At 62.3% G+C, this 23318-nt stretch carries 22 protein-coding genes; 17 read left to right on the top strand and 5 right to left on the bottom strand.

The window, feature by feature from the left end; translation table 11 throughout:
* Window positions 1-51 precede the first annotated feature (51 nt).
* Window positions 52-1428: a bifunctional UDP-N-acetylglucosamine diphosphorylase/glucosamine-1-phosphate N-acetyltransferase GlmU gene (gene glmU, locus U1H99_RS14270; protein ID WP_323142389.1), complete on the bottom strand. Its 1377-nt coding sequence runs from the start codon at window positions 1426-1428 to the stop codon at window positions 52-54.
* A gap of 43 nt (window positions 1429-1471) precedes the next feature.
* On the opposite strand from glmU, the gene U1H99_RS14265 reads away from it, so the two are divergent.
* The 6 genes from U1H99_RS14265 to U1H99_RS14240 all read left to right on the top strand — a co-directional run bounded on the left by U1H99_RS14265 (window position 1472) and on the right by U1H99_RS14240 (window position 5433).
* Window positions 1472-2368 carry a DUF6279 family lipoprotein gene (locus tag U1H99_RS14265; RefSeq protein ID WP_323142388.1) on the top strand — a complete coding sequence of 299 codons (897 nt, stop codon included), beginning with the start codon at window positions 1472-1474 and terminating at the stop codon, window positions 2366-2368.
* Between the two features lie 88 nt (window positions 2369-2456).
* Window positions 2457-3101: a 16S rRNA (guanine(966)-N(2))-methyltransferase RsmD gene (gene rsmD, locus U1H99_RS14260; RefSeq protein ID WP_323142387.1), complete on the top strand. Its 645-nt coding sequence runs from the start codon at window positions 2457-2459 to the stop codon at window positions 3099-3101.
* Window positions 3102-3191: 90 nt separating this feature from the next.
* Window positions 3192-3719, top strand: a complete 528-nt coding sequence (gene coaD / locus U1H99_RS14255; protein WP_323142386.1) for a pantetheine-phosphate adenylyltransferase — start codon at window positions 3192-3194, stop codon at window positions 3717-3719.
* A gap of 15 nt (window positions 3720-3734) precedes the next feature.
* On the top strand, window positions 3735-3992 hold the full coding sequence (locus tag U1H99_RS14250; RefSeq protein ID WP_141836464.1) for a YfhL family 4Fe-4S dicluster ferredoxin: 258 nt from the start codon (window positions 3735-3737) through the stop codon (window positions 3990-3992).
* A gap of 188 nt (window positions 3993-4180) precedes the next feature.
* Window positions 4181-4756: a DUF1003 domain-containing protein gene (locus tag U1H99_RS14245; protein WP_323142385.1), complete on the top strand. Its 576-nt coding sequence runs from the start codon at window positions 4181-4183 to the stop codon at window positions 4754-4756.
* 89 nt (window positions 4757-4845) lie between these two features.
* A complete protein-coding gene (locus U1H99_RS14240) occupies window positions 4846-5433 on the top strand; it encodes a chalcone isomerase family protein (protein ID WP_323142384.1) in 588 nt (195 codons plus the stop codon).
* A gap of 623 nt (window positions 5434-6056) precedes the next feature.
* On the opposite strand, the gene U1H99_RS14235 is transcribed toward U1H99_RS14240, so the two are convergent.
* Window positions 6057-6326 (bottom strand): hypothetical protein, encoded by a 270-nt coding sequence (locus U1H99_RS14235; RefSeq protein ID WP_323142383.1) that lies wholly within the window; start codon window positions 6324-6326, stop codon window positions 6057-6059.
* 155 nt (window positions 6327-6481) lie between these two features.
* Between U1H99_RS14235 and U1H99_RS14230 the strand changes: the two genes are divergently transcribed.
* Window positions 6482-7462 (top strand): LysR family transcriptional regulator, encoded by a 981-nt coding sequence (locus U1H99_RS14230; RefSeq protein WP_323142382.1) that lies wholly within the window; start codon window positions 6482-6484, stop codon window positions 7460-7462.
* A gap of 40 nt (window positions 7463-7502) precedes the next feature.
* Here U1H99_RS14230 and U1H99_RS14225 read toward each other — a convergent pair whose 3' ends face one another.
* The gene (locus U1H99_RS14225) at window positions 7503-7958 is read right to left on the bottom strand and encodes an Lrp/AsnC ligand binding domain-containing protein (protein ID WP_036171419.1); all 456 of its coding nucleotides are present in this window, start codon (window positions 7956-7958) and stop codon (window positions 7503-7505) included.
* 227 nt (window positions 7959-8185) lie between these two features.
* Here U1H99_RS14225 and putA point away from each other — a divergent pair, with 227 nt between their 5' ends.
* Both putA and ald read left to right on the top strand, forming a co-directional pair.
* Entirely contained in the window at window positions 8186-11833 is a 3648-nt protein-coding gene (gene putA / locus U1H99_RS14220) for a trifunctional transcriptional regulator/proline dehydrogenase/L-glutamate gamma-semialdehyde dehydrogenase (RefSeq protein WP_323142381.1), read from the top strand.
* 112 nt (window positions 11834-11945) lie between these two features.
* Window positions 11946-13061: an alanine dehydrogenase gene (ald, locus tag U1H99_RS14215; protein WP_323142380.1), complete on the top strand. Its 1116-nt coding sequence runs from the start codon at window positions 11946-11948 to the stop codon at window positions 13059-13061.
* On the opposite strand, the gene U1H99_RS14210 is transcribed toward ald, so the two are convergent.
* On the bottom strand, window positions 13031-13822 hold the full coding sequence (locus tag U1H99_RS14210) for a 5'-methylthioadenosine/adenosylhomocysteine nucleosidase (protein WP_323142379.1): 792 nt from the start codon (window positions 13820-13822) through the stop codon (window positions 13031-13033). The two genes, ald and U1H99_RS14210, sit on opposite strands and share 31 nt — an antisense overlap.
* A 948-nt stretch (window positions 13823-14770) precedes the next feature.
* Window positions 14771-14899, bottom strand: coding sequence for a hypothetical protein (locus U1H99_RS14205; RefSeq protein WP_323142378.1), 129 nt, complete (start codon window positions 14897-14899; stop codon window positions 14771-14773).
* A gap of 414 nt (window positions 14900-15313) precedes the next feature.
* On the opposite strand from U1H99_RS14205, the gene U1H99_RS14200 reads away from it, so the two are divergent.
* The 8 genes from U1H99_RS14200 (at window position 15314) to U1H99_RS14165 (ending at window position 23264) form a co-directional block, all read left to right on the top strand.
* Window positions 15314-16963 (top strand): GMC family oxidoreductase, encoded by a 1650-nt coding sequence (locus U1H99_RS14200; RefSeq protein ID WP_323142377.1) that lies wholly within the window; start codon window positions 15314-15316, stop codon window positions 16961-16963.
* A gap of 13 nt (window positions 16964-16976) precedes the next feature.
* Window positions 16977-17756: an ABC transporter ATP-binding protein gene (locus U1H99_RS14195; protein WP_323142376.1), complete on the top strand. Its 780-nt coding sequence runs from the start codon at window positions 16977-16979 to the stop codon at window positions 17754-17756.
* On the top strand, window positions 17753-18472 hold the full coding sequence (locus tag U1H99_RS14190; RefSeq protein WP_323142375.1) for an ABC transporter ATP-binding protein: 720 nt from the start codon (window positions 17753-17755) through the stop codon (window positions 18470-18472). Before U1H99_RS14195 ends, U1H99_RS14190 begins: the two co-directional genes overlap by 4 nt.
* A gap of 47 nt (window positions 18473-18519) precedes the next feature.
* Window positions 18520-19716 carry an ABC transporter substrate-binding protein gene (locus tag U1H99_RS14185; RefSeq protein ID WP_323142374.1) on the top strand — a complete coding sequence of 399 codons (1197 nt, stop codon included), beginning with the start codon at window positions 18520-18522 and terminating at the stop codon, window positions 19714-19716.
* 4 nt (window positions 19717-19720) lie between these two features.
* Window positions 19721-20605, top strand: coding sequence for a branched-chain amino acid ABC transporter permease (locus U1H99_RS14180; protein ID WP_323142373.1), 885 nt, complete (start codon window positions 19721-19723; stop codon window positions 20603-20605).
* Window positions 20605-21573, top strand: coding sequence for a branched-chain amino acid ABC transporter permease (locus U1H99_RS14175; protein ID WP_323142372.1), 969 nt, complete (start codon window positions 20605-20607; stop codon window positions 21571-21573). Before U1H99_RS14180 ends, U1H99_RS14175 begins: the two co-directional genes overlap by 1 nt.
* Window positions 21570-22412, top strand: a complete 843-nt coding sequence (locus tag U1H99_RS14170; protein WP_323142371.1) for an alpha/beta fold hydrolase — start codon at window positions 21570-21572, stop codon at window positions 22410-22412. Before U1H99_RS14175 ends, U1H99_RS14170 begins: the two co-directional genes overlap by 4 nt.
* Before the next feature lie 81 nt (window positions 22413-22493).
* A complete protein-coding gene (locus U1H99_RS14165) occupies window positions 22494-23264 on the top strand; it encodes a sulfite exporter TauE/SafE family protein (protein ID WP_323142370.1) in 771 nt (256 codons plus the stop codon).
* The last annotated feature ends 54 nt before the right edge of the window (window positions 23265-23318 follow it).

The raw sequence follows: 23318 nt of genomic DNA, 5'->3' as shown, positions 1-23318 counted from the left end.
AAGCCCTGTGCACAGCCTGTGGTTTTGCTGTGCACAAGTGGATTACGCGCTTTACTTCTTGACCTTGACCGGACGCTGCCAGCCTTCCACGGTCAATTGCTTGGGCCGCGAAATGGTCAGCTTGCCGGCCGGCGCATCCTTGGTCAGCGTGGTGCCGGCGCCCAGGGTCGCGCCCTTGCCGACGGTGACCGGCGCCACCAGCTGGCTGTCGCTGCCGATGAAGGCATCGTCTTCGATGGTGGTGCGGAATTTATTCGCGCCATCGTAGTTGCAGGTGATGGTACCGGCGCCGATGTTGACGCGCGAGCCGACGTCGGCATCGCCGACATAGGCCAGGTGATTCGCCTTGCTGTGGGCGGCGATCTTGCTGTTCTTGACTTCCACGAAGTTGCCGATGTGGACATCCTGGCCGAGTTCCGTGCCCGGGCGCAGGCGCGCGTACGGGCCGATGACCGATTGCTCGCCGACCACGGCATCTTCGAAGTGGCAGAACGGTTTGACCTGGGCGCCGGCCGCGACCGTCGTGTTCACCAGCACGCTGTGGGCACCGATCGTCACCCCATCGCCGAGCGTGACATTGCCCTCGAACACACAGCCGACGTCGATGGTGACGTCGCGTCCGCATTGCAGGGTGCCGCGCACGTCGATGCGCGCCGGATCCATCAGGGTCACGCCCCCTTCCAGCAGGGCATGGGCGATGTTCAGCTGGTGGCGCCGTTCCAGTTCGGCCAGCTGCACCTTGGAATTCACGCCCGCCACTTCCCACTCGGCCGCAGGTTGGGCCGACACCACCGGCACCCCGGCGGCCACGGCCTTGGCCACGATATCGGTCAGGTAATACTCGCCCTGGGCATTGTTGTTCTGCAAGGAATCGAGCCAGCCGCCCAGGTACTGGGTTGGAATGACCATGATGCCGCTGTTGATTTCCTTGATCGCGCGCTCGGCTTCGGTGGCGTCCTTTTCTTCCACGATGCGCACGATGCGGCCATCCTCGCGCACGATGCGGCCCAGGCCGAAGGGATTGTCCTGGACCACGGTGAGGATCGCCAGTTTATCGCTGCCCGCCGCTTCGACCAGGCGCTGCAGCGAGGCGGCGGTGGTCAGCGGCACGTCGCCGTACAGCACCAGCGTCGGCGCGCTCGGATCGATCTGCGGCAGCGCCTGCATGACGGCGTGACCGGTGCCCAGCTGCGGCTGCTGCAGGGCGGTATCGATGGCGAGACTGCTGCTGCCGTTCCACCCGGCAACCGCACTCGGCACCGCTGCGCCGCCGTGCCCGTAAATCACGCATAATTTGCCGGGCTGGAGGCTCAGTGCGGTGTTGATAACATGCTGCAACAGCGGCTTGCCAGCCAGCGGATGCAAGACTTTCGGCAGTGCGGATTGCATGCGCTTTCCCATGCCTGCGGCGAGGATGACAACGTTCATAAGCCGATCTCGGATGAATTGAATAAGTTGAAGTGATTACTAAATGAAAAAGTTTAACACGCACCCCCAATTGCTCCAGCGCGTGCGCCTGCTGTTTCTGGCGTTTGTCGTGGTGTTGGCCGCCGGCTGCAGCTCGATCCGGTTTACGTACAACCACGGCGACACCTTGTTGTACTACTGGTTGAATGCTTACATCGATATCGATAGTGACCAGTCCGACTGGGTCAAGAAAGACATCGACAGCCTGTTCCAGTGGCACCGCAGCACCCAGCTGCGCGACTACGCCGGGCTGATGACCAAGATGCAGCGCCAGCTCGGCGACGGCAACGTGACCCAGGACGAATTGCTGGCCGATTACCGCGACATCAAGGCGCGTACCGAATTGCTGGCCTTCAAAGCCTTGCCGCAACTGGCCGATCTGGCCATGTCGATCAAGCCCGACCAGATCGCCCAGATGGAAAAGAAATTCGCCAAGAATAATGCCGACTTCCGCAAGAAATTCATGAGCGGCAGCGTGCAGGACCAGCAGGATGCGCGTTTCAAGAAATCGATGGAACAATTCGAACTGTGGTTCGGCAGTTTCAGCCGCGACCAGGAAGCGGCGCTGCACAAGGCGTCCGATGCGCGTCCGCTGGATAACGAGATCTGGCTGCAGGAACGCACGCTGCGCCAGAAGAAAATCGTGGCGCTGCTGCGCCGCGTGCAGCAGGAAAAGATGAACAAGGAACAGACCATGTCGGCCATTCACAACCTGCTGCGCGACATGTTCGACCGCATGGATGCGCCCGACCGCAAAGCCTTCTTCGACGCTTATGTGGACAACACGGCGAAATTCATCGTCACGGCGATCCGCCTGACCACGCCGGAACAAAAAGCCCATGCGCAAAAACGCATGCAGGGCTGGATCAGCGATTTCAACGCGCTGGCCCAGGGCAAATAAGTTATCAAGTCAATCGACAACGCGGCCGTAATGGCCGCGTTTTGCATGGGGCCGTCGATGCGTCAAACGCGCATGCTATAGTCGCCCCATGCAAAAGAAGAAGTCCTCCTCCCCCTCGTATCCCCGCCGTCCCGGCCCGCCGCAACAAGTCCGCATCATCGGCGGCACCTGGAAACGCACCCCGCTGCCCGTCCTCGACGCCTTCGGCCTGCGCCCGACCCCGGACCGCGTCCGCGAAACCGTGTTCAACTGGATCACGCACCAGATCGACGGCGACTGGGACAAGCTCGACTGCCTCGACCTGTTCGCCGGCAGCGGCGCCCTCGGCTTCGAAGCCGCCAGCCGCGGCGCCAACGCCGTCACCATGATCGACACCCTCGGCCCGGTCGTGCGCCAGCTGGAAACGATCAAGGACAAACTGAAGGCCGATACCGTGCGCGTGCTGCGCGCCGATGCCTTGACCGCGGCGCGCGACTTGGCGCAGCGCGGCCAGCGTTTCGACCTGATCTTCCTGGACCCGCCTTACCAGCAGGATTTCCTGAGCCAGGCCTTGCCGCTGTGCGCGCCGTTGCTGAAGCCTGGCGGCCTGGTATATGCGGAGTCGGGCGACCGCCTGCCATTCGCGGAAACCGCCGCTGCAGAGGACAGCGTGCCCGCATGGCTGGCACAATGGGAACTGGTGCGTGGCGACAAAGCCGGCATGGTGCACTTCCACCTCTTGAAGTTGCACTAAAACACCGCAACATCCGCCCTGAACCGGGGCGGCTGCCGAAATTTCAGGCATAATGCGCGTCTATTCAGGTGCATTTTCCAGGGAGCCGCAATGGTTGTAGCCGTTTATCCAGGTACTTTCGATCCGCTGACCCGCGGCCATGAGGATTTGGTGCGTCGCGCATCGGGCCTGTTCGACACCCTGGTGGTGGGCGTGGCCGACAGCAAGAACAAGAAACCCTTCTTTTCGCTGGACGAGCGCCTGGAAATCGCCAACGAAGTGCTCGGGCACTATCCGAACGTGCAGGTCGAAAGCTTTTCCGGCCTGCTCAAGGATTTCGTGCGCAAGCACGATGCCCGGGTGATCGTGCGCGGCCTGCGCGCCGTGTCCGACTTCGAATACGAGTTCCAGATGGCGGGCATGAACCGCTACCTGCTGCCCGATGTCGAAACGCTGTTCCTGACCCCGTCCGACCAGTACCAGTTCATCTCGGGCACCATCGTGCGCGAGATCGCCATGCTGGGCGGGGATGTCTCCAAATTCGTCTTCCCTTCGGTCGACCGCTGGCTGCAGAAGAAAATCGCCGCGAATGCAGCAATCGCATCCGCAGCGGCGGCATCGACCGCTCCGAAGGCATAACGACCGAGTTATCCCATGGCTTTGCTGATTACCGACGACTGTATCAATTGCGACGTGTGCGAGCCCGAGTGCCCGAACGACGCCATCTCGATGGGCGCGGAGTTTTACCAGATCGATCCGCACAAGTGCACCGAGTGCGTCGGCCACTTCGACGAACCCCAGTGCCAGCAACTGTGTCCCGTCGCCTGCATCCCCTTCGATCCCGCGTGGCGCGAAAGCCGCGAACAACTCCAGGCCAAGTACGAACGCCTGACCGCTGCCAAGGCAGCCTGAAGCTTCAAAACATGCCGGTCCTTCGAGGCCGGCATTTTTTTGTCTGCCGTTTTCGCTGTCGATCCCAAGTCCGCTCCATGCAAGAGGCATAAGCATGCCAACTTTGATTGCGTGCGCAATTCAATTTTGATTGTGCTCGCAATATACAGGATATAAAGGGGTTTCTTGCTTCGTGCTATGCTGGTTCCATGAAAGACGAAACCGACCAGCACTCTGCGCTGCCGTCTTCGGTCAGCGAAAACATCGGCACCATTGCCGATTTTTATGCACGTCATGAAGAACATGTCACGACCACCCAACGTGCCATGGAAAAGGTCGCGCTGTTTCTCGGTAGCCCGGTTTACATCGCCGGCAACATCGGCTTCATCCTGTGCTGGATCCTGATTAACATCACTGCCACCGACCTGCATTTCAAGACCTTCGACCCGCCACCGTTTTCGCTGCTGCAAGGCATCATCACACTGAATGCCTTCGTCATCTCGACAACCGTGCTGATCCGCCAGAACCGCATGTCGCGCCTGGCCGATCATCACGCCCACCTTGACCTGCAAGTCAATCTGCTCACCGAAGAAAAGACCAGCAAGATCATCGAGCTGATCGACCAGCTGCGGCGCGACCTGCCGAATGTCCGCTCGGAAGTCGACAGCGAAGCCGAGGAACTGGCCAAGCCGGCTGATCCGAAAGCCGTGCTCGAAGCGATCGAAAGCAAGAACGACGCCCCCTACGGCGAAGCAGGCGAGCGCGCCCGCAAGTCCGATGAGTGAGACCAGGGTGTTGCCGATTGGCTGCGCTGTGGATAGAGTGCGCTAGAGCAGCATTTTGCTTGCTTGAATACACTAGAAGGAGACACCCCATGCGTTGGATGCACACCCTCGCCGTCGGCGCCGTTCTCAGCGTGACGATGGCCCTGCCTGCCGCCGCTGCCGTCGATGTCAGCGGTTATAAATTCGAGGACACGAACAAGGTCGCGGGCAAGGATTTGAAATTGAACGGTGCCGGCATGCGCACCAAGTTCGTCATCAAAGTCTATGCCGCCGGCCTGTATCTGCCGGAGAAATCGAAGGCGCTGGCCGAGATCCTGAAACAGGACGGCCCGCGCCGCATCACCCTGCAGATGGCGCGCGACGTCTCTTCCGAGGATTTCGGCAAGGCCTTCATGGATGGCCTCAACGATAACGTCGACAAGGCCGAAAAACAGAAGATCGTGGCCCAGATCGGCAAGTTCGGCGAAATGTTCGCCGGCGTCGACGGCCTCAAGAAGGGCGACGTGCTGCACATCGACTGGATTCCGGGCAGTGGCACCGTGTGCGAGCTGAACGGCAAAAAACTGATCGAAAACGTCCCCGACATCAATTTTTATAACGCGCTGTTGCGCATCTGGCTGGGCGACAAGCCGGTCGACCGCTCGCTCAAGCCGGCGCTGCTGGGCGACGTCCGCTAAGCTTTTACTTTTCCCATCAAAAACGCGGCCCCGGGCAACCGGTAGCCGCGTTTTTTTCGTCCCGATTTTTTGACTGCGTGGCTGCCATTTTTTCGGGGTGGGGATCCCCTGCACCCGCCATGTCGAGGGCGCCAACGCGCTCGATCTTCGATGTTATCGAAAGTGACCGTATCTCATCCATAATCCACGACTTTATATGAACTTCATTCAAACTCTACGATAATGACCCTATATTTCATCCATATTCCAGCAATTATTCTTGTTGATGATTTTCATATGGCCTCATACTAAAATATCCGGAAAACAGCAATAGCTCATCAATATCGACTATTTTAGCGCGATGATCTGTCATTGATCATTCATCTTTCAATTGATCACATAATCGAATTTATGCATACTACCTTTCGTATCGACTAATTGTTAAATCATCCGGGCGAAAAAATCCCACCAAAACCCGGGTAACCGGAAATCAGGGGCGGATGGCGAGAATGACTTACCCTGGCCGGTAGACGAGGCCAACGGTGGCAGGCTGAAGAGGAGATGGGAGCGGCGGCGCCGGCAGGCGAAAAAAAACGGCGCCCGTTACCGGACGCCGTTTTCTTGGAGGAAGCGAGTAAATTCTATCAGGAGCGCGAACCCATGGCCCGCACGCTTGGGGTATCGAGCTCGAGGTCGGCATGCTTGGCCGCGTTCAGCTTGCGGCGGGCCGCCAGTTGGTCCTTGGTCGGACGCGGGCGTACCACCAGCACCAGCGCACGGGCGATGCCGATCAACAGCGGGCGGAAGAACATCAGCACGGCGCCCAGTACGGTCAACTGCACCATGCCGGTCACCAGATGAGTAAAGGGAACGGCGGTCAGGGGCGCTTGGAACAGGGTGTCGGCGAAAGACATGGCTTATATATATAGGATATCGATGAGTTCCAGATCACTATAGTGCAACGCAACATATAAATCTAATTACGTTCCCTGATAGTGCTCATGCTGTTCGTGAATGGGAAATCAGGTACACTGTCATCACCTTGTTTACCCTTTAGCGCCGAATCGCCATGAGCTTTCTTACGCTTGACCTGAACCTGCTCCGTGTCTTCGACGCTGTCATGACCGAGCAAAACCTGACCCGAGCCGCCGGCCACCTGGCCATGACGCAACCTGCCGTCTCGAACGCCATCAAGCGCCTGCGCGAGAGTCTCGGCGACGAATTGCTGATCCGGACCGCCTATGGCGTGAAGCCGACGCCGCGTGCCGAAGCGCTGTGGCCCTCGGTGCGCCAGGCGCTGGCCGCGCTGGAAGCGGCCGTGATGCCGGAAACCTTCGACGTCTCCAAGGCCCAGGCCACCTTCCGCCTGGCCATGGCCGATGCCACCGCCGCGCTGTGGCTGCCGTCGCTGGTGCGCTCGATCGAAAAAGAGGCACCGGGCGTCAACATCCGCATGGTGCCGCTGACCACACGCGAGCCGCGCCCGATGTTGCTGCGCGGCGACATCGACCTGGCCGTCGGCTTCTTCCCCGGCGTCGCCGCCCAGCTGTCGTATGAAACCGGTTCGCCGATCCGCCACGAGCGCCTGTATTCGGGAGAATATGTGGCCGTGATGCGCAAGAACCACGCGCTGGCGCAGGGCAGGCTGGACCTGGACGAGTACTGCAAGGCCGACCACCTGCTGGTGAGCTTCTCGGGCCGTGCACACGGCCTGGTCGACGAGGCACTGGCCCAGATCGGCCGCGAACGGCGGATCCTGTTAACGGTGAATCAGTTCTTCACCGCCGGCCGCGTGGTCGCCAATTCCGACCTGGTCACCGTGCTGCCCAAGCACCTGATCGCCTCCACCGGCGCCGCCGACGCGCTGGTCTGGCGCGAACTGCCGTTCCAGCTGCCGGCCGTGCACCTCGACATGCTGTGGCACGAACGCGATGGCCGCAGCCCGGCCCACCGCTGGCTGCGCAACAACCTGGAAAGCATGTCGGCCTCGGCCCAGAAGACGCTGCCGCAAAAGTCGGAGACGAATGAGCGGATGGAGAAGGTGGCGTAATTCGTCATTCCCGCGGAAGCGGGAATGACGGCTATAAGGCTTATTTGATCGGCAACTTGGTCGTATTCTTGACCTCTTCCATCACCGCATACGTGTGCGTCTCGCGCACCCCCTTCTGCAGCAATGTCTTACCAAGGAACTCGCGGTAAGCCGCCATGTCCTTGACACGCGCCTTGACCAGGTAATCAAAGCCGCCCGCCACCATGTGGCACTCGAGCACTTCCGGAATCAGCTGCACGCTCTGTTTGAAGGCGTCGAACACCTCGGGCGTCGTGCGGTCCAGCACCACTTCGATGAAGACCAGCAGCGACACGTCCAGCAGCTGCGGATTCAACTGGGCCGTATAGCCCATGATGTAGCCGGACTCGTGCAACTTGCGCACCCGTTCCAGGCAGGCTGCCGGCGACAGGTTGACCCGTGCCGCCAGTTCGACGTTGCTGATGCGTCCGTCGCTCTGTAGCTCGGCAAGGATTTTCTTGCTGATCTTGTCCAGCATCTTGGTTCACTCTCCACTATAAATATTATTTGGTGAAATTCTCTCACCAAAAACTATCTATTGCTAGTCTTCTGTAAAAACAGAATTAATCAAGAAGAATTCTCTCTACAATCGAATCATGTTTCCGCATTCCGACTCGCGCCGGCCGTATTTACGGTGCGGCGCGTTTTGCCATGCGCAGCCAGCCCCCGATTGCTCCCGATTTTTCACTTTTTTTTCGAGTTTCCATGAACATTGCCGCCGCCCCGGCCACCACCTTCGTTCCTTTCGACGCCCTGCAGGCCGAGACCCGCAGCGCCCAGGCGCCCTTGCGCGCCGCGATCACCGCCGCCTACCGCCGCGACGAGACCACCGCGGTGGAATGGCTGCTGGCGCAGGGTGCACGTGCCCATGCGGATGCGCATGGCCTGGCGCATCGCCTGGTGAGCGCGGTGCGTGCCAAGCGCACCCGCGCGTCCGGCGTGGATGCGCTGATGCACGAATTCTCGCTGTCGTCCGAGGAAGGCGTCGCCCTGATGTGCCTCGCCGAAGCGCTGCTGCGCATCCCGGACAGCGAGACCGCCGACCGCCTGATCGCCGACAAGATCAGCAAGGGTGACTGGAAAAAGCACCTGGGCGAATCGCCGTCGCTGTTCGTGAACGCCGCCACCTGGGGTTTATTGGTCACCGGCAAGCTGGTGGGGTCGAGTAGTGAAAAAGGCCTGGGCGCGGCGCTGACGCGGATGATCGCGAAGGGCGGCGAACCGCTGATCCGCAAGGGCGTCGACCTGGCGATGCGCATGCTCGGCAACCAGTTCGTGACCGGCCAGACCATCGAGGAAGCGCTGAAGAACAGCCGCGACAACGAAACCCGCGGCTACCGCTACTCCTACGACATGCTGGGCGAAGCCGCGCTGACCGAGCTCGATGCGCAGAACTATTACGCCTCGTATGAAGCGGCGATCCACGCGATCGGCAAGGCCTCGAATGGCCGCGGCATCAAGGACGGTCCGGGCATTTCCATCAAGCTGTCGGCGCTGCATCCACGCTACAGCCGCGCCCAGTATGCGCGCGTGATGGCGGAACTGCTGCCGCGCGTGCGCCAGCTGGTGCTGCTTGCCAAGGAATACAACATCGGCATCAACATCGACGCCGAAGAAGCCGACCGCCTCGAGATTTCGCTCGACATGCTGGAAGCACTGGCCTTCGACCCCGACCTGGCCGGTTTCGAGGGCATCGGCCTGGTGGTGCAGGGCTATCAAAAACGCTGCCCGTTCGTGATCGATTTCGTGGTCGACCTGGCGCGCCGCAGCGGCCGCAAATTCATGGTGCGCCTGGTCAAGGGTGCGTACTGGGATGCCGAGATCAAGCGCGCCCAGGTCGATGGCCTGCCGGGCTACCCGGTGTACACGAGAAAGGTCTACACCGACGTTTCCTACCTCACCTGCGCGCGTAAGCTGTTGGCCGCGACCGACGTCATCTACGCCCAGTTCGCCACCCACAACGCCCACACCTTGTCCGTGATCTACACCTGGGCCAAGGCGGACAATGTACAAAATTACGAATTCCAGTGCCTGCACGGCATGGGAGAGACGCTGTACGACCAGGTCGTCGGTGCCGACAACCTGAACAAGGCTTGCCGCATCTATGCGCCGGTCGGTTCGCACGAAACCCTGCTGGCCTACCTGGTGCGCCGGCTGCTGGAAAACGGCGCCAATTCGTCGTTCGTGAACCAGATCGTCGACGAAAGCGTGCCGATCGAGACGCTGCTGACCGACCCGTTCGACGCCGCCCGTGCCGCCAACTGCCTGCCGCATCCGCGCATCCCGCTGCCGCAGGCGCTGTACCCGGACGGCCGTAAAAATTCCGGTGGCCTGGATCTCGCCAACGAAGACGTGCTGGCGGCCCTGGCAGGCGAACTGGGCACTGCGCGTCCCTACGTGGCAGCGCCATTGATCGATGGCCAGCGCGAAGCGGCGGGCAGCGTGAATATCGTGAATCCGGCGCAGTCGGCTGATATCGTCGGCCACATTACCGAAGCCACAGTCGGCGACGTCGATACCGCCCTGGGCGCCGCCGTGGCCGCCGCGCCGGCGTGGGAGGGTCTCGGCAACGCCGCGCGTGCCGACATCCTGCTGCGCGTGGGCGATCTGTTCGAACAGCACCAGGCCGAACTGATGGCGCTGGCGGTGCGCGAAGCCGGTAAATCGCTGCCGAATGCGATCGCCGAAATCCGCGAAGCCGTCGACTTCCTGCGTTATTACGCAACCGAGATCCGCAGCGCCAGCACCATCCGGGCGCTGGGACCCGTGACATGCATCAGCCCATGGAACTTCCCGCTGGCGATTTTTACCGGCCAGGTCGCGGCCGCACTGGCCGCCGGCAATACCGTGCTGGCAAAACCGGCCGAGCAGACGCCGCTGATCGCCTTCCGCGCGGTGCAGCTGTTCCACGAGGCCGGCGTGCCGGCCGGCGCGCTGCAGCTGCTGCCGGGCCGCGGCGAAACCGTCGGTGCCGCCTTGACCGGCGATGCGCGCGTAAAAGGCGTGATTTTTACCGGGTCGACCGAAGTCGCCCAATTGATCAACCGCACGCTGGCCCAGCGCGCCGTGCGCGAGGGCTGCGACATTCCGCTGATTGCGGAAACCGGCGGCCAGAACGCCCTGATCGTCGATTCCTCGGCGCTGCCGGAACAGGTGGTGCAGGACGTATTGAGCTCGGCCTTCGACAGTGCCGGCCAGCGCTGCTCGGCGCTGCGCGTGCTGTTCCTGCAGGACGATATCGCCGATAAGACGATCCACATGCTGAAGGGCGCGATGCAGGAATTGCGCGTTGGCGTACCGGACCGCCTGGCCACCGACATCGGTCCGGTGATCGATGCCGAAGCACAGGGCAACCTGCTGGGCCATATCGAGCGCATGAAGGCGAACGCGAAACAGCATTTCTCGCTGTCGCTGCCGGATGGCCTGGCGCAGCAGGGCACCTTCGTGCCGCCGACGGTGCTGGAAATCGGGTCGCTGGCCGAGCTGCAGCGCGAAGTGTTCGGTCCGGTGCTGCATATCGTGCGCTACCGCCGCGCCGACCTGGCGCAAGTGGTCGACACCATCAACGCCACCGGCTATGGCCTGACGCTGGGCGTGCATTCGCGTATCGACGAGACCATCGACTTCATCGCCACGCGCGCCCACGTCGGCAACATCTACGTCAACCGCAACATCGTCGGTGCCGTGGTCGGCGTGCAACCCTTCGGCGGAGAAGGCAAATCCGGTACCGGTCCCAAGGCCGGCGGTCCGCTCTACCTGAAGCGCCTGCAACAGGATGCGGCGCCGCTCCTCACCCACGAGCGTCGCAGCAATGCCGCGCTGGACGCGCTGTTGGCCTGGGCGCGCGCCAACGGCCATGCCGCGCTCGCCACGCTGGCCGACGGCTACATGCAGACCACGCTGAACGGCATCGAGCTGGAATTGCCGGGCCCGACCGGCGAGCGCAACCTGCTCGCCTTTGTCCCGCGCGGTACCGTCCTGTGCGCCGCCGCGTCGACCGCCGGCCTGCTGAACCAGCTGGCGGCGGTGTTCGCTACCGGCAACCGTGCGCTGGTGCTGGAAGAGGGCCGCGCGCTGCTGCCGGCCAACCTGCCGGCCGGCGTCCAGGCGCAGCTGCGCGTGATCGGCGCCGCCAGGCTGGAAGGCAGCGATATCGCGATGGCGCTGGTCGAGGCCGGCGCGTCGAGCACGCTGCACGACCGGCTGGCAGGCCGTCCGGGCGCCATCGTCGGCATCGTCGACACCCGCGAGAGCGCGCCGGTCGCCCTGTGGCGCCTGGTGGCGGAACGCGCACTGTGCGTCAACACGACCGCGGCTGGGGGTAACGCAAGCCTGATGACGCTGGGAGTGTGATCATCCGGGAGCCCCGAATTCTGTAGTCCCCGCGGGGGCCTCGAAAGCCGTCGCGAGCGGCAGCAGGTTTGCGAGGTCCCCGCCGTATGCAATGCATAACTTGGAGGAAGACATGCTAGTAGGCGTTCCCAAAGAAATCAAAAACCACGAGTACCGGGTCGGCCTGACGCCGCCCAGCGTGCATGAGCTGGTGGCGCGCGGCCACCAGGTGATGGTGCAGACCGGCGCCGGTGCCGAGATCGGCTTGTCCGACGCGCAATACCAGGCGGCCGGCGCCAGCATCGCCGGCGATGCGCGCGACATCTTCGCGCAGGCCGACATGATCGTGAAGGTCAAGGAACCGCAGCCGGGCGAATGCGCCATGCTGCGCCCGGGCCAGATCCTGTACACCTATCTGCACCTGGCGCCGGATCCGGAGCAGACCGCGGCGCTGATCGATGCCGGCGCGGTCTGCATCGCCTACGAAACCATCACCGGCCCCGGCGGCGGCTTGCCGCTGCTGGCGCCGATGAGCGAAGTGGCGGGGCGGATGGCGATCCAGGCCGGCGCCAGCCACCTGGAAAAATCGAAGGGCGGCATGGGGCTGCTGCTGGGCGGCGTGCCCGGCGTGGCGGCCGGCCACGTGGTCGTCATCGGCGCCGGCGTGGTCGGCACCAATGCGCTACAGATGGCGATCGGCAGCGGTGCCCGCGTCACCGTGCTCGATAAGAACGTCGACCGCCTGCGCCAGCTCGACCTGGTGTTCGGCAACCGCATTTCCACCCTGTATTCGAATGCGCACGCGATCGAGGAAGCGGTGCTGTCGGCCGACCTGGTCGTCGGCGGCGTGCTGGTCCCGGGCGCGGCGGCACCGAAGCTGGTCACGCGGGCGATGGTGGCACGCATGAAAAAAGGGGCGGTCATGGTCGACGTCGCGATCGACCAGGGCGGCTGCTTCGAGACCTCGCACCCGACCACCCATGCCGACCCGACCTTCATGGTCGATGGCGTCGTCCATTACTGCGTGGCGAACATGCCGGGCGCAGTGGCGCGAACCTCGACCTTTGCGCTGAACAACGCCACCATCGCGCACGCGATCGCGCTGGCCAACAAGGGCTGGCAGGAGGCGCTGCGCGACGATCCCCACCTCAAGAATGGCCTGAACGTCTGCCAAGGCAGGATCACGCACCAGGCCGTGGCCTGGGACCTCGGCTACGACTACATGCCGGCGGATACCTTGCTGGCCTGAACGCCGGCTCCCAGTTGGCGACAAAACTGGCGCACGATACAAAATGCATAACGCGCGGCCACCGATTTCACGAAACGCATGAAATCGGTGGCCGCGTTTTCATTGGCATTGTCGGAAATCGTGCGGATCACGCCGAACGGTATGCCGAGCTCGAAACACACCTGGGCCACGGCAGCGCCTTCCATCTCGACGGCCAGCAAACCCGGCAGAGCCTCGCCAAGGGCCTGTATGCGCTCTCTGCTGCCCACGAACTGGTCGCCGCTACCGATGAGGCCACGATGGATGCGCGGCGACTGGAGCGCGAATACGGCCCTTTCTTGGACATCGATGGTGGTCGCCAGTTCGGTGTCGAGGAAATCGCCGGCAGCTTGAAGCAATTGCAGCGCCATGGTCTGGTCGGACGCGAAGTGGCTGATGCCGGTTAACGGCACCTCATGACGTGGAAACAAGGGACTCGCATCCATGTCGTGCTGGACCAGCGATTCCGCGACCACGATGTCGCCGACATGCACCGATTTGTCGGCACTGCCGGCCACGCCCGTGAACAGGATGTGGGTAACCCCGAATTTTTCCACAAGCAGTGTCGCAGTCATGGCAGCTGCAACCTTGCCAATTCGCGATAGAACGCACACAGCGTCGATTTCCCACAGTTGTCCGACCCAGACCTCACGCATGCCATGGATGAGCTTGTAGGGGCTCTGCATGGCTTCTACGAGGCCCTGCTGTTCTTCGTGCAAGGCGCTGATGATGCCTAACCGCATAGTTGATCGTCCTGGAAGGGATTGAAGGTGATGTTAACGGTGTATACGCCGGACGCATACATGCTTGTTGTCGTGCTCATACGCCGGATGTATAGGTGCTTTATCGCTGACCTATGCGTCCGGCGTATACGCATGTTTACGCAGGTAGTCGTCGTTTATGCCGTTTGGCGTCCTGCGTCCTGCATTCCCTGCTTGCCGGTTTTTGTTTTAATAGACCAAAGATATATATAAAACTGGTAGTAGATAGTAAACGCGGCTCCTTCTGTGGATAAAGCCGGATTTGTCTACAGCATCAATGGTTTACGTGACGACGTATACGCTGGAAAAGGATTGTATCTAAGTTGAACCGTTCGTGGACAAAAAGCGGTGTTAACCAGAAAAGGCGTCTTCTGCACATCCAGTCCTGTGGATATGCAGGGCTTTCTCCACAGGCGCCAGCCTGAAGAGCTGGTTTTGTTGTCTTCAGAACCAGTTTTTCAGGGAGGACGCTCCCGTAAACCATGCCGGTCAACCCGCCAGCGCTTTGAACTGGTCGTCCTGGTTTTGCATGCATGTGCGACAACCCGTCTTCGATCAGCCGTTAACCACATTCCCTGCGATGAGTTCGCATCGCGTTCTTCCTGTAGACAAACAAAAGCATGCAGTCACGCGGCATGGCCGCAGCCGTTTGTCCACGCGCACCGCGTCTTTGTTTTAGTTAACTTGGATAAATATATAAATTGGTAGTGATAGTAAACGCCTGCCTATCTGTGGATAAGCCGGATTTTCTTCACAAGCTCAATGGTTTACCTGCGTTCGAACCAGCTGAACAAGCCTTGCGTCTGGCGAGGACGTTAACTGGACAAAAATCAGGCTGTGGACGGGCAGGGCAGTTCCGCACATTCGATCCTGTTGATATGCATGGGCTTATCCACAGCGGCGCTGATTTTTCTTGGTAAACACGGTTTTTCAGATGGCCGGCAAGGCCGTCGAAGCCCGAATGCAGTCCAGGCCGGCAGTTGGATCGGCGCCTGGATATGTTTCTTCGGTGACGCCCGCTTTTTGGTTAACCAATTCGACGGCGAAGTTGAGCAGCACGGTTCGCCAATGTTAACGCTGCCGCGAGGCGGCTTTTTTTTCGCACGCCTTCGGCATACGCGAAGCAGGTCGTCAGGTTTACAACCAAAAGCTTGTATACAGAATGATGGTAATAGTTAACACCCCCCATTCTCTGTGGATAAGCCCGGTTTTGTTCACAAGATCAAATGTTTACGTACCGTATAAGGCAGTGTGCTGTTCCTGTATGTGCCTGGTGGAAAAACTGGACAAAATTTTTGCTCGTGGAAAAACACGGCGTTCCTCACAATCGATACCTGTGGATATGCAAACCCTTATCCACAACGGATGAGTGCCTGTAAACCTTAATCATCTGGTAAGCTTGCCTCCACGAAGTTCTGATCTGCATCCTGAGCGGCATTACCTGATCGACGTATACGGATCGAGAGGCGCGGCATGGAATCGGCGGGAGAATACGATTACGTCATCGTCGGCGCCGGCACCGCCGGCTGCCTGCTGGCCAACCGCCTCACCCGCCAACCCGAGACCCGGGTCTTGCTGCTCGAAGCCGGCGGCAAGGATGACTACCTGTGGATCCACATCCCGGTCGGCTACCTCTACTGCATCGACAATCCGCGCACCGACTGGCTGTTCCGCACCGAACTCGAACCCGGCCTGGGCGGCCGTGCCCTCCTGTATCCACGCGGTAAAGTATTGGGCGGCAGTTCCTCGATCAACGGCATGATCTATATGCGCGGCCAGGCCGGCGATTACGACCGCTGGGCCGCGTTCACCGGCGATCCATCCTGGCGCTGGGATGCCGTGCTGCCGGTTTTTAAACGCAGCGAAGACCATCATGGCGGCGCCAGCGCCATCCACGGCAGCGGTGGCGAGTGGCGCGTCGAGCGCCAGCGCCTGTCCTGGAAAATCCTGGACGCCTTCCGCGAAGCGGCGGCCGAGAACGGCATTCCGAAAATCGACGATTTCAATGGCGGCGATAACGCCGGCTGCGCCTATTTCGACGTCAACCAGCGCCGCGGCATCCGCCTGAACACGGCCAAGGCCTTCCTGCGGCCGGCGGCGCGGCGCCCGAATCTGACCATCATGACCGGCTGCCACGTCGAGCGGCTGCTGATCGAGGACGGCGAACACGGCCAGGTCTGCCGCGGCGTGCGCTTTACGGGCGGGGGCAGGGCGTTCAGCGCCGCGGCGCGCCGCGAAACCCTGCTCGCCGCCGGCGCCATCGGCTCGCCGCACATCCTGCAATTGTCCGGCATCGGGCCGGCCGACTTGCTGCACGCGCACGGTATCCGGCCCCGGGTCGATGCCCCCGGCGTCGGCGCCAACCTGCAGGATCACCTGCAATTGCGCATGGTCTACCGCATCAGCGGCGCGCGTTCGCTGAACACCAGCGCCGCTTCCTGGTACGGCAAGATGATGATCGGGATGCAATACGTGCTGTCGCAGAGCGGGCCGATGTCGATGGCGCCGTCGCAGCTGGGGGCGTTTGCCCGCTCCGATCCATCCCAGGCCACGCCCAACCTGCAATACCACGTGCAGCCCCTGTCCCTGGAAAAGTTCGGCGATCCGCTACACGGTTTTCCCGCGTTCACCGCCAGCGTCTGCAACCTGCGCCCGAGCTCGCGCGGCCATGTGCGCCTCGCTTCGAACGACAGTCACGTCGCGCCGAAGATCACGCCGAATTACCTGAGCACGGCCGAAGACCGCAAGGTCGCGGCCGATGCGCTGGCGCTGACGCGGCGCATCGTGGCTTCCAGGGCGCTGGCGGCCTACCGGCCCGAAGAGTTCAAGCCGGGGCCGCATTACCGTACCGAGGAAGAGCTGGCCGAAGCGGCCGGCCTGATCGGCAACACGATTTTCCACCCGGTCGGCACCTGCCGCATGGGGCCCGCCGGCGATCCCTTGTCGGTGCTCGACAGCCGCCTGCGGGTCAAGGGCGTGGCCGGGTTGCGCGTGGTCGACGCCTCGGTCATGCCCTGGATCACCTCCGGCAACACGAATTCACCGACCCTGATGATCGCCGAACAGGCGGCGCAATGGATTCTCGACACCACCGCGCAGACGACAGCGGAGATGACAATATAAGGAGACGACCGGCATGGCCGACGCGGACATCATTCTCGAAACGCGCAAGCTCAGCAAGGAGTTCAAGGGGTTCACGGCGGTCGACGCCGTCGATCTGCAGGTGCGGCGCGGCCATATCCACGCACTGATCGGCCCCAATGGCGCCGGCAAAACCACCTGTTTCAATTTGCTGACGCGCTTCCTGGCGCCGACGTCGGGCAAGATTTTGTTCAACGGCCGCGACATCAGCCGGGTGCCGCCGGCGCGGGTGGCGCGCATGGGCATCGTGCGTTCGTTCCAGATTTCGGCGGTGTTCCCGCACCTGACCGTGTTGCAGAACGTGCGCGTCGGCCTGCAGCGCCGGCTCGGCACCAGTTATCAGTTCTGGCGCAGCGTGCGCTCGCTCGGGGTGCTCGACGAGCGCGCGCGCGAATTGCTGGCCGAGGTCGACCTGGCCGGCTTTGCCGACACCGTCACCGCCGACTTGCCCTACGGCCGCAAGCGTGCACTCGAGATCGCCACTACGCTGGGCATGGAACCGGAACTGATGCTGCTCGACGAGCCGACCCAGGGCATGGGCCATGAAGACGTGCACCGGGTGACGGCGCTGATCAAGAATGTGGCGCAGGGGAGAACGGTGCTGATGGTCGAGCACAACATGAACGTGGTGTCCGGCATCTGCGACCGTATCTCGGTGCTGCAGCGCGGCGCCATCCTGGCCGAGGGCAGTTATGCCGAGGTGTCGAAGAATCCACAGGTGATGGAAGCCTATATGGGCAGTGCCGATGCGGTCTTGCAGGGAGGGCACGGATGACGGCCGCGCTCGAATTGACGGGCGTCCAAGCCTGGTATGGCGAATCGCACATCCTGCACGACGTCAGTTTCAGCGTCGCCCGCGGCGAAGTCGTGACCCTGCTCGGGCGTAACGGCGCCGGCCGCACCACGACTTTGCGCGCCGTTATGGGCCTGACCGGTGCCCGCTCGGGCTCGATCAAGGTCGACGGCGTCGAGGCGATTTCCCTGCCGACCCACCGGATCGCCCATCTCGGCATCGGCTATTGCCCGGAAGAGCGGGGCATCTTCTCGGCGCTGTCGACCGAGGAAAACCTGATGCTGCCGCCGCGGCTGCAGGGCAGGAACGCCTCGGACGGCGTGGCCATGAGCGTCGACGACATTTACGGAATGTTCCCCAACCTGTACGAGCGCCGCCACAGCCAGGGCACGCGCCTGTCCGGCGGCGAACAGCAGATGCTGGCGGTCGCACGCATCCTGCGCACCGGTGCGCGCCTGCTCTTGCTCGATGAAATCTCGGAAGGACTGGCGCCGGTCATCGTGCAGGCGCTGGCGCGCACCATTCTCATGCTGAAGGAACGCGGCTACACGATCGTGATGGTGGAACAGAACTTCCGCTTCGCGGCGCCGCTGGCCGACCGCTTTTATGTCATGGAACACGGCCGCATCGTCAGCACGGTTGCGGCTTCACAACTGCAGGCCAGCATGCCGGCACTGACGGAACTGCTCGGCATCTGAACCGAGGCAAGAACACGACAAGCGATTTTTTTACAACGGAGACGAGAATGAACATCACAGCGATCGCCCTTGCCGCCAGCGCGGCCCTGTCCCTGCCGGCCCAGGCCCAAGTCTCGGGCGACACCATCAAGATCGGCATGATCACCGATTTGTCCGGCGTGTATTCCGACGTCGACGGCAATGGCGGCGCGGAAGCGGTGCGCATGGCGATCGCCGACATGGGGGGCGCCATCAACGGCAAAAAAATCGAGTTCGTGGTCGCCGACCACCAGAACAAGCCGGACATCGCCGCCAGCCGCGCACGCGAATGGTTCGACCAGCAGGGCGTCGACATGCTGATCGGCGGCACCAATTCCGGCGCCAGCCTGGCCATGGCGAAAGTCGCACGTGAAAAGAAAAAAGTGTTCATCGCGATCGGGTCCGGCACCGCACAATTGACCAACGAACAGTGCTCGCCCTACACCGTGCACTACGCCTACGACACCGTGGCGCTGGCGCGCGGCACCGGCGCCACCATGGTGAAGCAGGGCGGCAAGTCCTGGTATTTCCTGACCGCCGACTATGCCTTCGGCCAGTCACTCGAAAAGGACACCACCGACGTCGTCAAGGCCAACGGCGGCAGCGTCCTGGGCAGCGTACGCCACCCGCTGTCGGCTTCCGACTTCTCGTCCTTCCTGCTGCAGGCGCAGGGGTCCAAGGCGCAGGTGCTGGGCCTGGCGAACGCCGGCGGCGATTTCATCAACGCCGTCAAGGCGGCCAACGAATTCGGCCTGACCAAGAAAATGAAAGTCGCCGGGCTGCTGGTCTTCATCAATGATATCCACACGCTCGGCCTGAACACGACCCAGGGCCTGTACCTCACCGACGGCTGGTACTGGGACCAGAACGATGCTAGCCGCGCCTGGGCCAGGCGCTACTTTGCCAAGATGAAGAAGCAGCCGTCGATGCTGCAGGCGGCCGATTATTCGGCCGCCACCAACTACCTGAACGCGGTCAAGACGCTCGGCAGCGACGATGCCGACAAGGTCATGGCCCAGCTCAAGAAGACCCGCATTAACGACATGTTCACCAAGAATGGCGAGATCCGCCCGGATGGCCGCATGGTCTACGACATGTACCTGATGCAAGTCAAAACGCCAAAGGAATCGAAAGGGGCGTGGGATTACTACAAGGTGGTGGCGACGATCCCGGGCGCGCAGGCCTACACCACCAAGGCCGAAACCAAGTGCGCGCTGTGGAAGTAGGGCGATGGAACTCTTCGGCGTTCCCCTGCCGGCCCTGCTGAGCCAACTGCTGCTGGGCCTGGTCAACGGCTCCTTCTATGCGATGCTGTCGCTCGGCCTGGCCGTCATCTTCGGCCTGCTCAACGTGATCAATTTCGCGCACGGGGCGCTGTACATGATGGGTGCGTTCGCCGCCTTCATCGGCGTCACCAGCTTCGGCCTGAACTACTGGGCGATGCTGGTGCTGGCGCCGCTGGCGGTGGGCCTGTTTGGCATCCTGGTCGAGCGCGCCATGCTGCGCCGCCTGTACCGGCTGGATCACCTCTACGGTTTGCTGCTGACCTTCGGCATCACGCTGCTGCTGGAAGGCTTGTTCCGCTCCTTTTATGGGGTGTCGGGCCAGACCCTCGACGTGCCCGACATGCTGGCCGGCGCCACCGACCTCGGCTTCATGATCTTGCCGAACTACCGTGCCTGGGTGGTGGTGGCTTCCCTGGCGGTCTGCCTGGCGACCTGGTTCGTCATCGAAAAGACGCGCCTGGGCGCCACCCTGCGCGCCGGCACCGAGAACCCGAAACTGGTCGAAGCCTTCGGCGTCAACGTGCCGCGCATGGTGATGCTGACTTACGGCTTCGGGGTGGCGCTGGCCGGCCTGGCCGGGGTGCTGGCGGCGCCCGTCATCAACGTCACGCCGCTGATGGGTTCCAACCTGATCATTGTCGTGTTCGCCGTGGTCGTGATCGGCGGCATGGGTTCCATCCTCGGCGCCATTTTGACCGGCCTCGGCCTGGGCGTGATCGAGGGCTTGACCCGGGTCTGGTATCCGGAAGCGTCGGAAGTGGTGGTGTTCGTGGTGATGGTCATCGTGCTGCTGCTGCGTCCCGCCGGCCTGTTCGGCAAGGAAAAATAATGTCCAAGAAAATCGTCTATGCCCTTGTCCTGCTGGCGGCCCTGGCGGCGCCTTTCGTCGGCTACCCGGTATTCCTGATGAAGCTGCTGTGCTTCGGTCTGTTCGCGTGCGCGTTCAATTTGCTGATCGGCTATGCCGGCTTGCTGTCCTTCGGCCACGCCGCCTTTTTCGGCGGCGCCGGCTACGTGGCCGGTCATGCGCTGGCGACGCTGGGGCTGCCGTTCGAGCTCGGCATCCTGCTCGGCGTGCTGGCGGCGGCGCTGCTCGGCCTCGTGATGGGCGCGCTGGCAATCCGGCGCCAGGGCATTTACTTTGCGATGATCACGCTGGCGCTGGCACAGATGGTGTATTTTTCGGCGCTGCGCGCACCGTTCACCCACGGAGAAGACGGGCTGCAGGGCATACCCCGCGGCCGCCTGCTGGGTTGGCTTGAGCTCGGCAGCGACCTCACTCTGTACTACGTGGTGCTGGCGATCACCGCCGCCGGCTTCGCCCTGATCGTGCGCACGGTGCACTCGCCGTTCGGCCAGGTGCTGCGCGCGATCAAGGAAAACGAGGCGCGCGCGATCTCGCTCGGCTACGACGTCGACCGCTACAAATTGCTGGCCTTCGTGTTGTCGGCCGCGCTGGCCGGGCTGGCCGGTGCGCTCAAGGCGGTCGTGCTCGGCTTCGAGACCTTGACCGACGTCCACTGGACCATGTCCGGGCTCGTCATCCTGATGACCCTGGTCGGCGGCATGGGCACGCTGGCCGGACCGATCCTCGGCGCCTTCCTCGTCGTGGCGCTGGAAAACAAGCTGGGCGACCTCGGGAACTTCCTCGCCGGGGCGACCCATGTAGAATGGTTTGCGTCGCTGGGCGAATCGGTGGGCATCGTCACCGGGCTGATCTTCGTTGCCTGCGTGCTGTTGTTCCGGCGCGGTATCGTCGGCGAACTGGCCCATGCCTACTCGAGGAGACGCGCGTGATCGACGAATCCCTGATGCTGGATGTAAATGGCATCCGCATGCATACCACCATGACCGGGCAGGGGCCGCCGGTGCTGCTGCTGCACGGCTTTCCCGACACCCACCTCGTCTGGCGCAAGCAGGTCGGGGTACTGGCCGCCGCCGGCTACCGCGTGCTGGCGCCGGACTTGCGCGGCTACGGCCGCACGGATGCGCCCGGCAGCATTGTCGACTACACGCTGGAAAAGCTGCGCGGCGATGTGCTTGGTTTATTGGATGCGCTCAAGATCGACAAGGTCAGCCTGGTCGGCCACGACTGGGGCGGCCTGATCGGCTGGCAGCTGGCGGCACTGGCGCCGCAGCGCATCGAACGCCTGGTGGCGCTGTCGACCGGGCACCCGTCGGCCATCGCACGCGCCGGCCTGATCCAGCACTTGCGCATGACCTACGTGCTCGGTTTTATCTTGCCCGGCATCGCCGAGCATACGCTGCGCGCCGGCGACTGGTTCATGATGCGCCAGTTCACCGGCGAGCCTGGCCAGGCCGACCATTGGAAACGCGACCTGTCCCCACCGGGCCGCCTGACGGCGGCGCTCAACTATTACCGCGCGAATGTCGGGCTGGCGCTGCCCAAAGGTTATCCAAAGGTGCGCGTGCCGGTGATGGGGATCTGGAGCGATGGCGATCCGGCCCTGGGCGAAAAGCAGATGCGCGACTCGGCACGCTACGTCGACACCGAATTCCGCTTCGAGCGCATCCATGACGCAGACCACTGGCTGCAGCTGACGGCGCACGAACAGGTCAATCGCCTGCTGCTCGATTTTCTCGGCAGCCGCTCGCATTCGGCAGCGGCCGCCTGAGGTGGAGGAGGGAACAGCAAAGCTGACGGTTGCGATGTTTGCTTACCGTAAAATATCGCTTTTCCCTCCCTCCGCCTTCTCATGTTCGATTTCACCCTGCTGGCCTGCGCGGCCTTTCTTGCCGGTCTCGTTGATGCTGTCGTCGGTGGTGGTGGCTTGATCCAGATCCCGGCCATCTTTGCCGTGTTCCCGAAAGAGGTACCAGCCACGCTGCTCGGTACGAATAAGCTGGCATCGATGTGCGGCACCGTGGTGGCGGCGGCCAAGTACACGCGCCGGGTGAATGTAGCGTGGAGCACGGCGGCGCCGGCAGCGGTAAGCGCTTTCCTGTTTGCCTGTGTCGGTGCCTTTGCCGTGACACGCGTGCCGGGCGACTTCGTGCGCAGCCTGCTGCCCTTGATCTTGCTGGCGGTCGCGGTCTACACGTTCAAGAAAAAGGATTTCGGTTCGATTCACGCGCCGTTGCACAGCGGCATGAAAGAGCGTTGGCTGGCGATGGGTGTCGGCGCCGCTATCGGTTTTTATGACGGCTTCTTCGGCCCGGGCACCGGCAGCTTCCTGCTGTTCCTATTCGTGCGCTTTTTCGGCTTCGATTTTCTGGGCGCCTCGGCGGCGGCCAAGGTCGTCAACGTCGCCTGCAATGTGTCGGCTCTGCTGTGGTTCGGCTACAGCGGGCACCTGATCTGGAAGCTGGCAGGATTGATGGCTGTATGCCAGATTGGCGGTTCCCTGATCGGCACGCGGCTGGCACTGAAGCACGGCAGTGGCTTCGTGCGCAAGCTGTTCCTCGTGGTCGTCTCGGTGTTGATTGTAAAGACGGCTTATGACACGGTCAGGCATTTGGGGTTCTGACTGTTTCACGTGAAACAGCGAGGGGTCGATATGGACGTCGGTTCCATGGTTTCA

Source organism: Massilia phyllosphaerae (assembly GCF_034659755.1).
Classification (GTDB): Bacteria; Pseudomonadota; Gammaproteobacteria; order Burkholderiales; family Burkholderiaceae_D; genus Telluria; species Telluria phyllosphaerae.
Note: the sequence above shows the minus strand (reverse complement) of the source record. Positions and strands in the feature narration are given on the sequence as shown.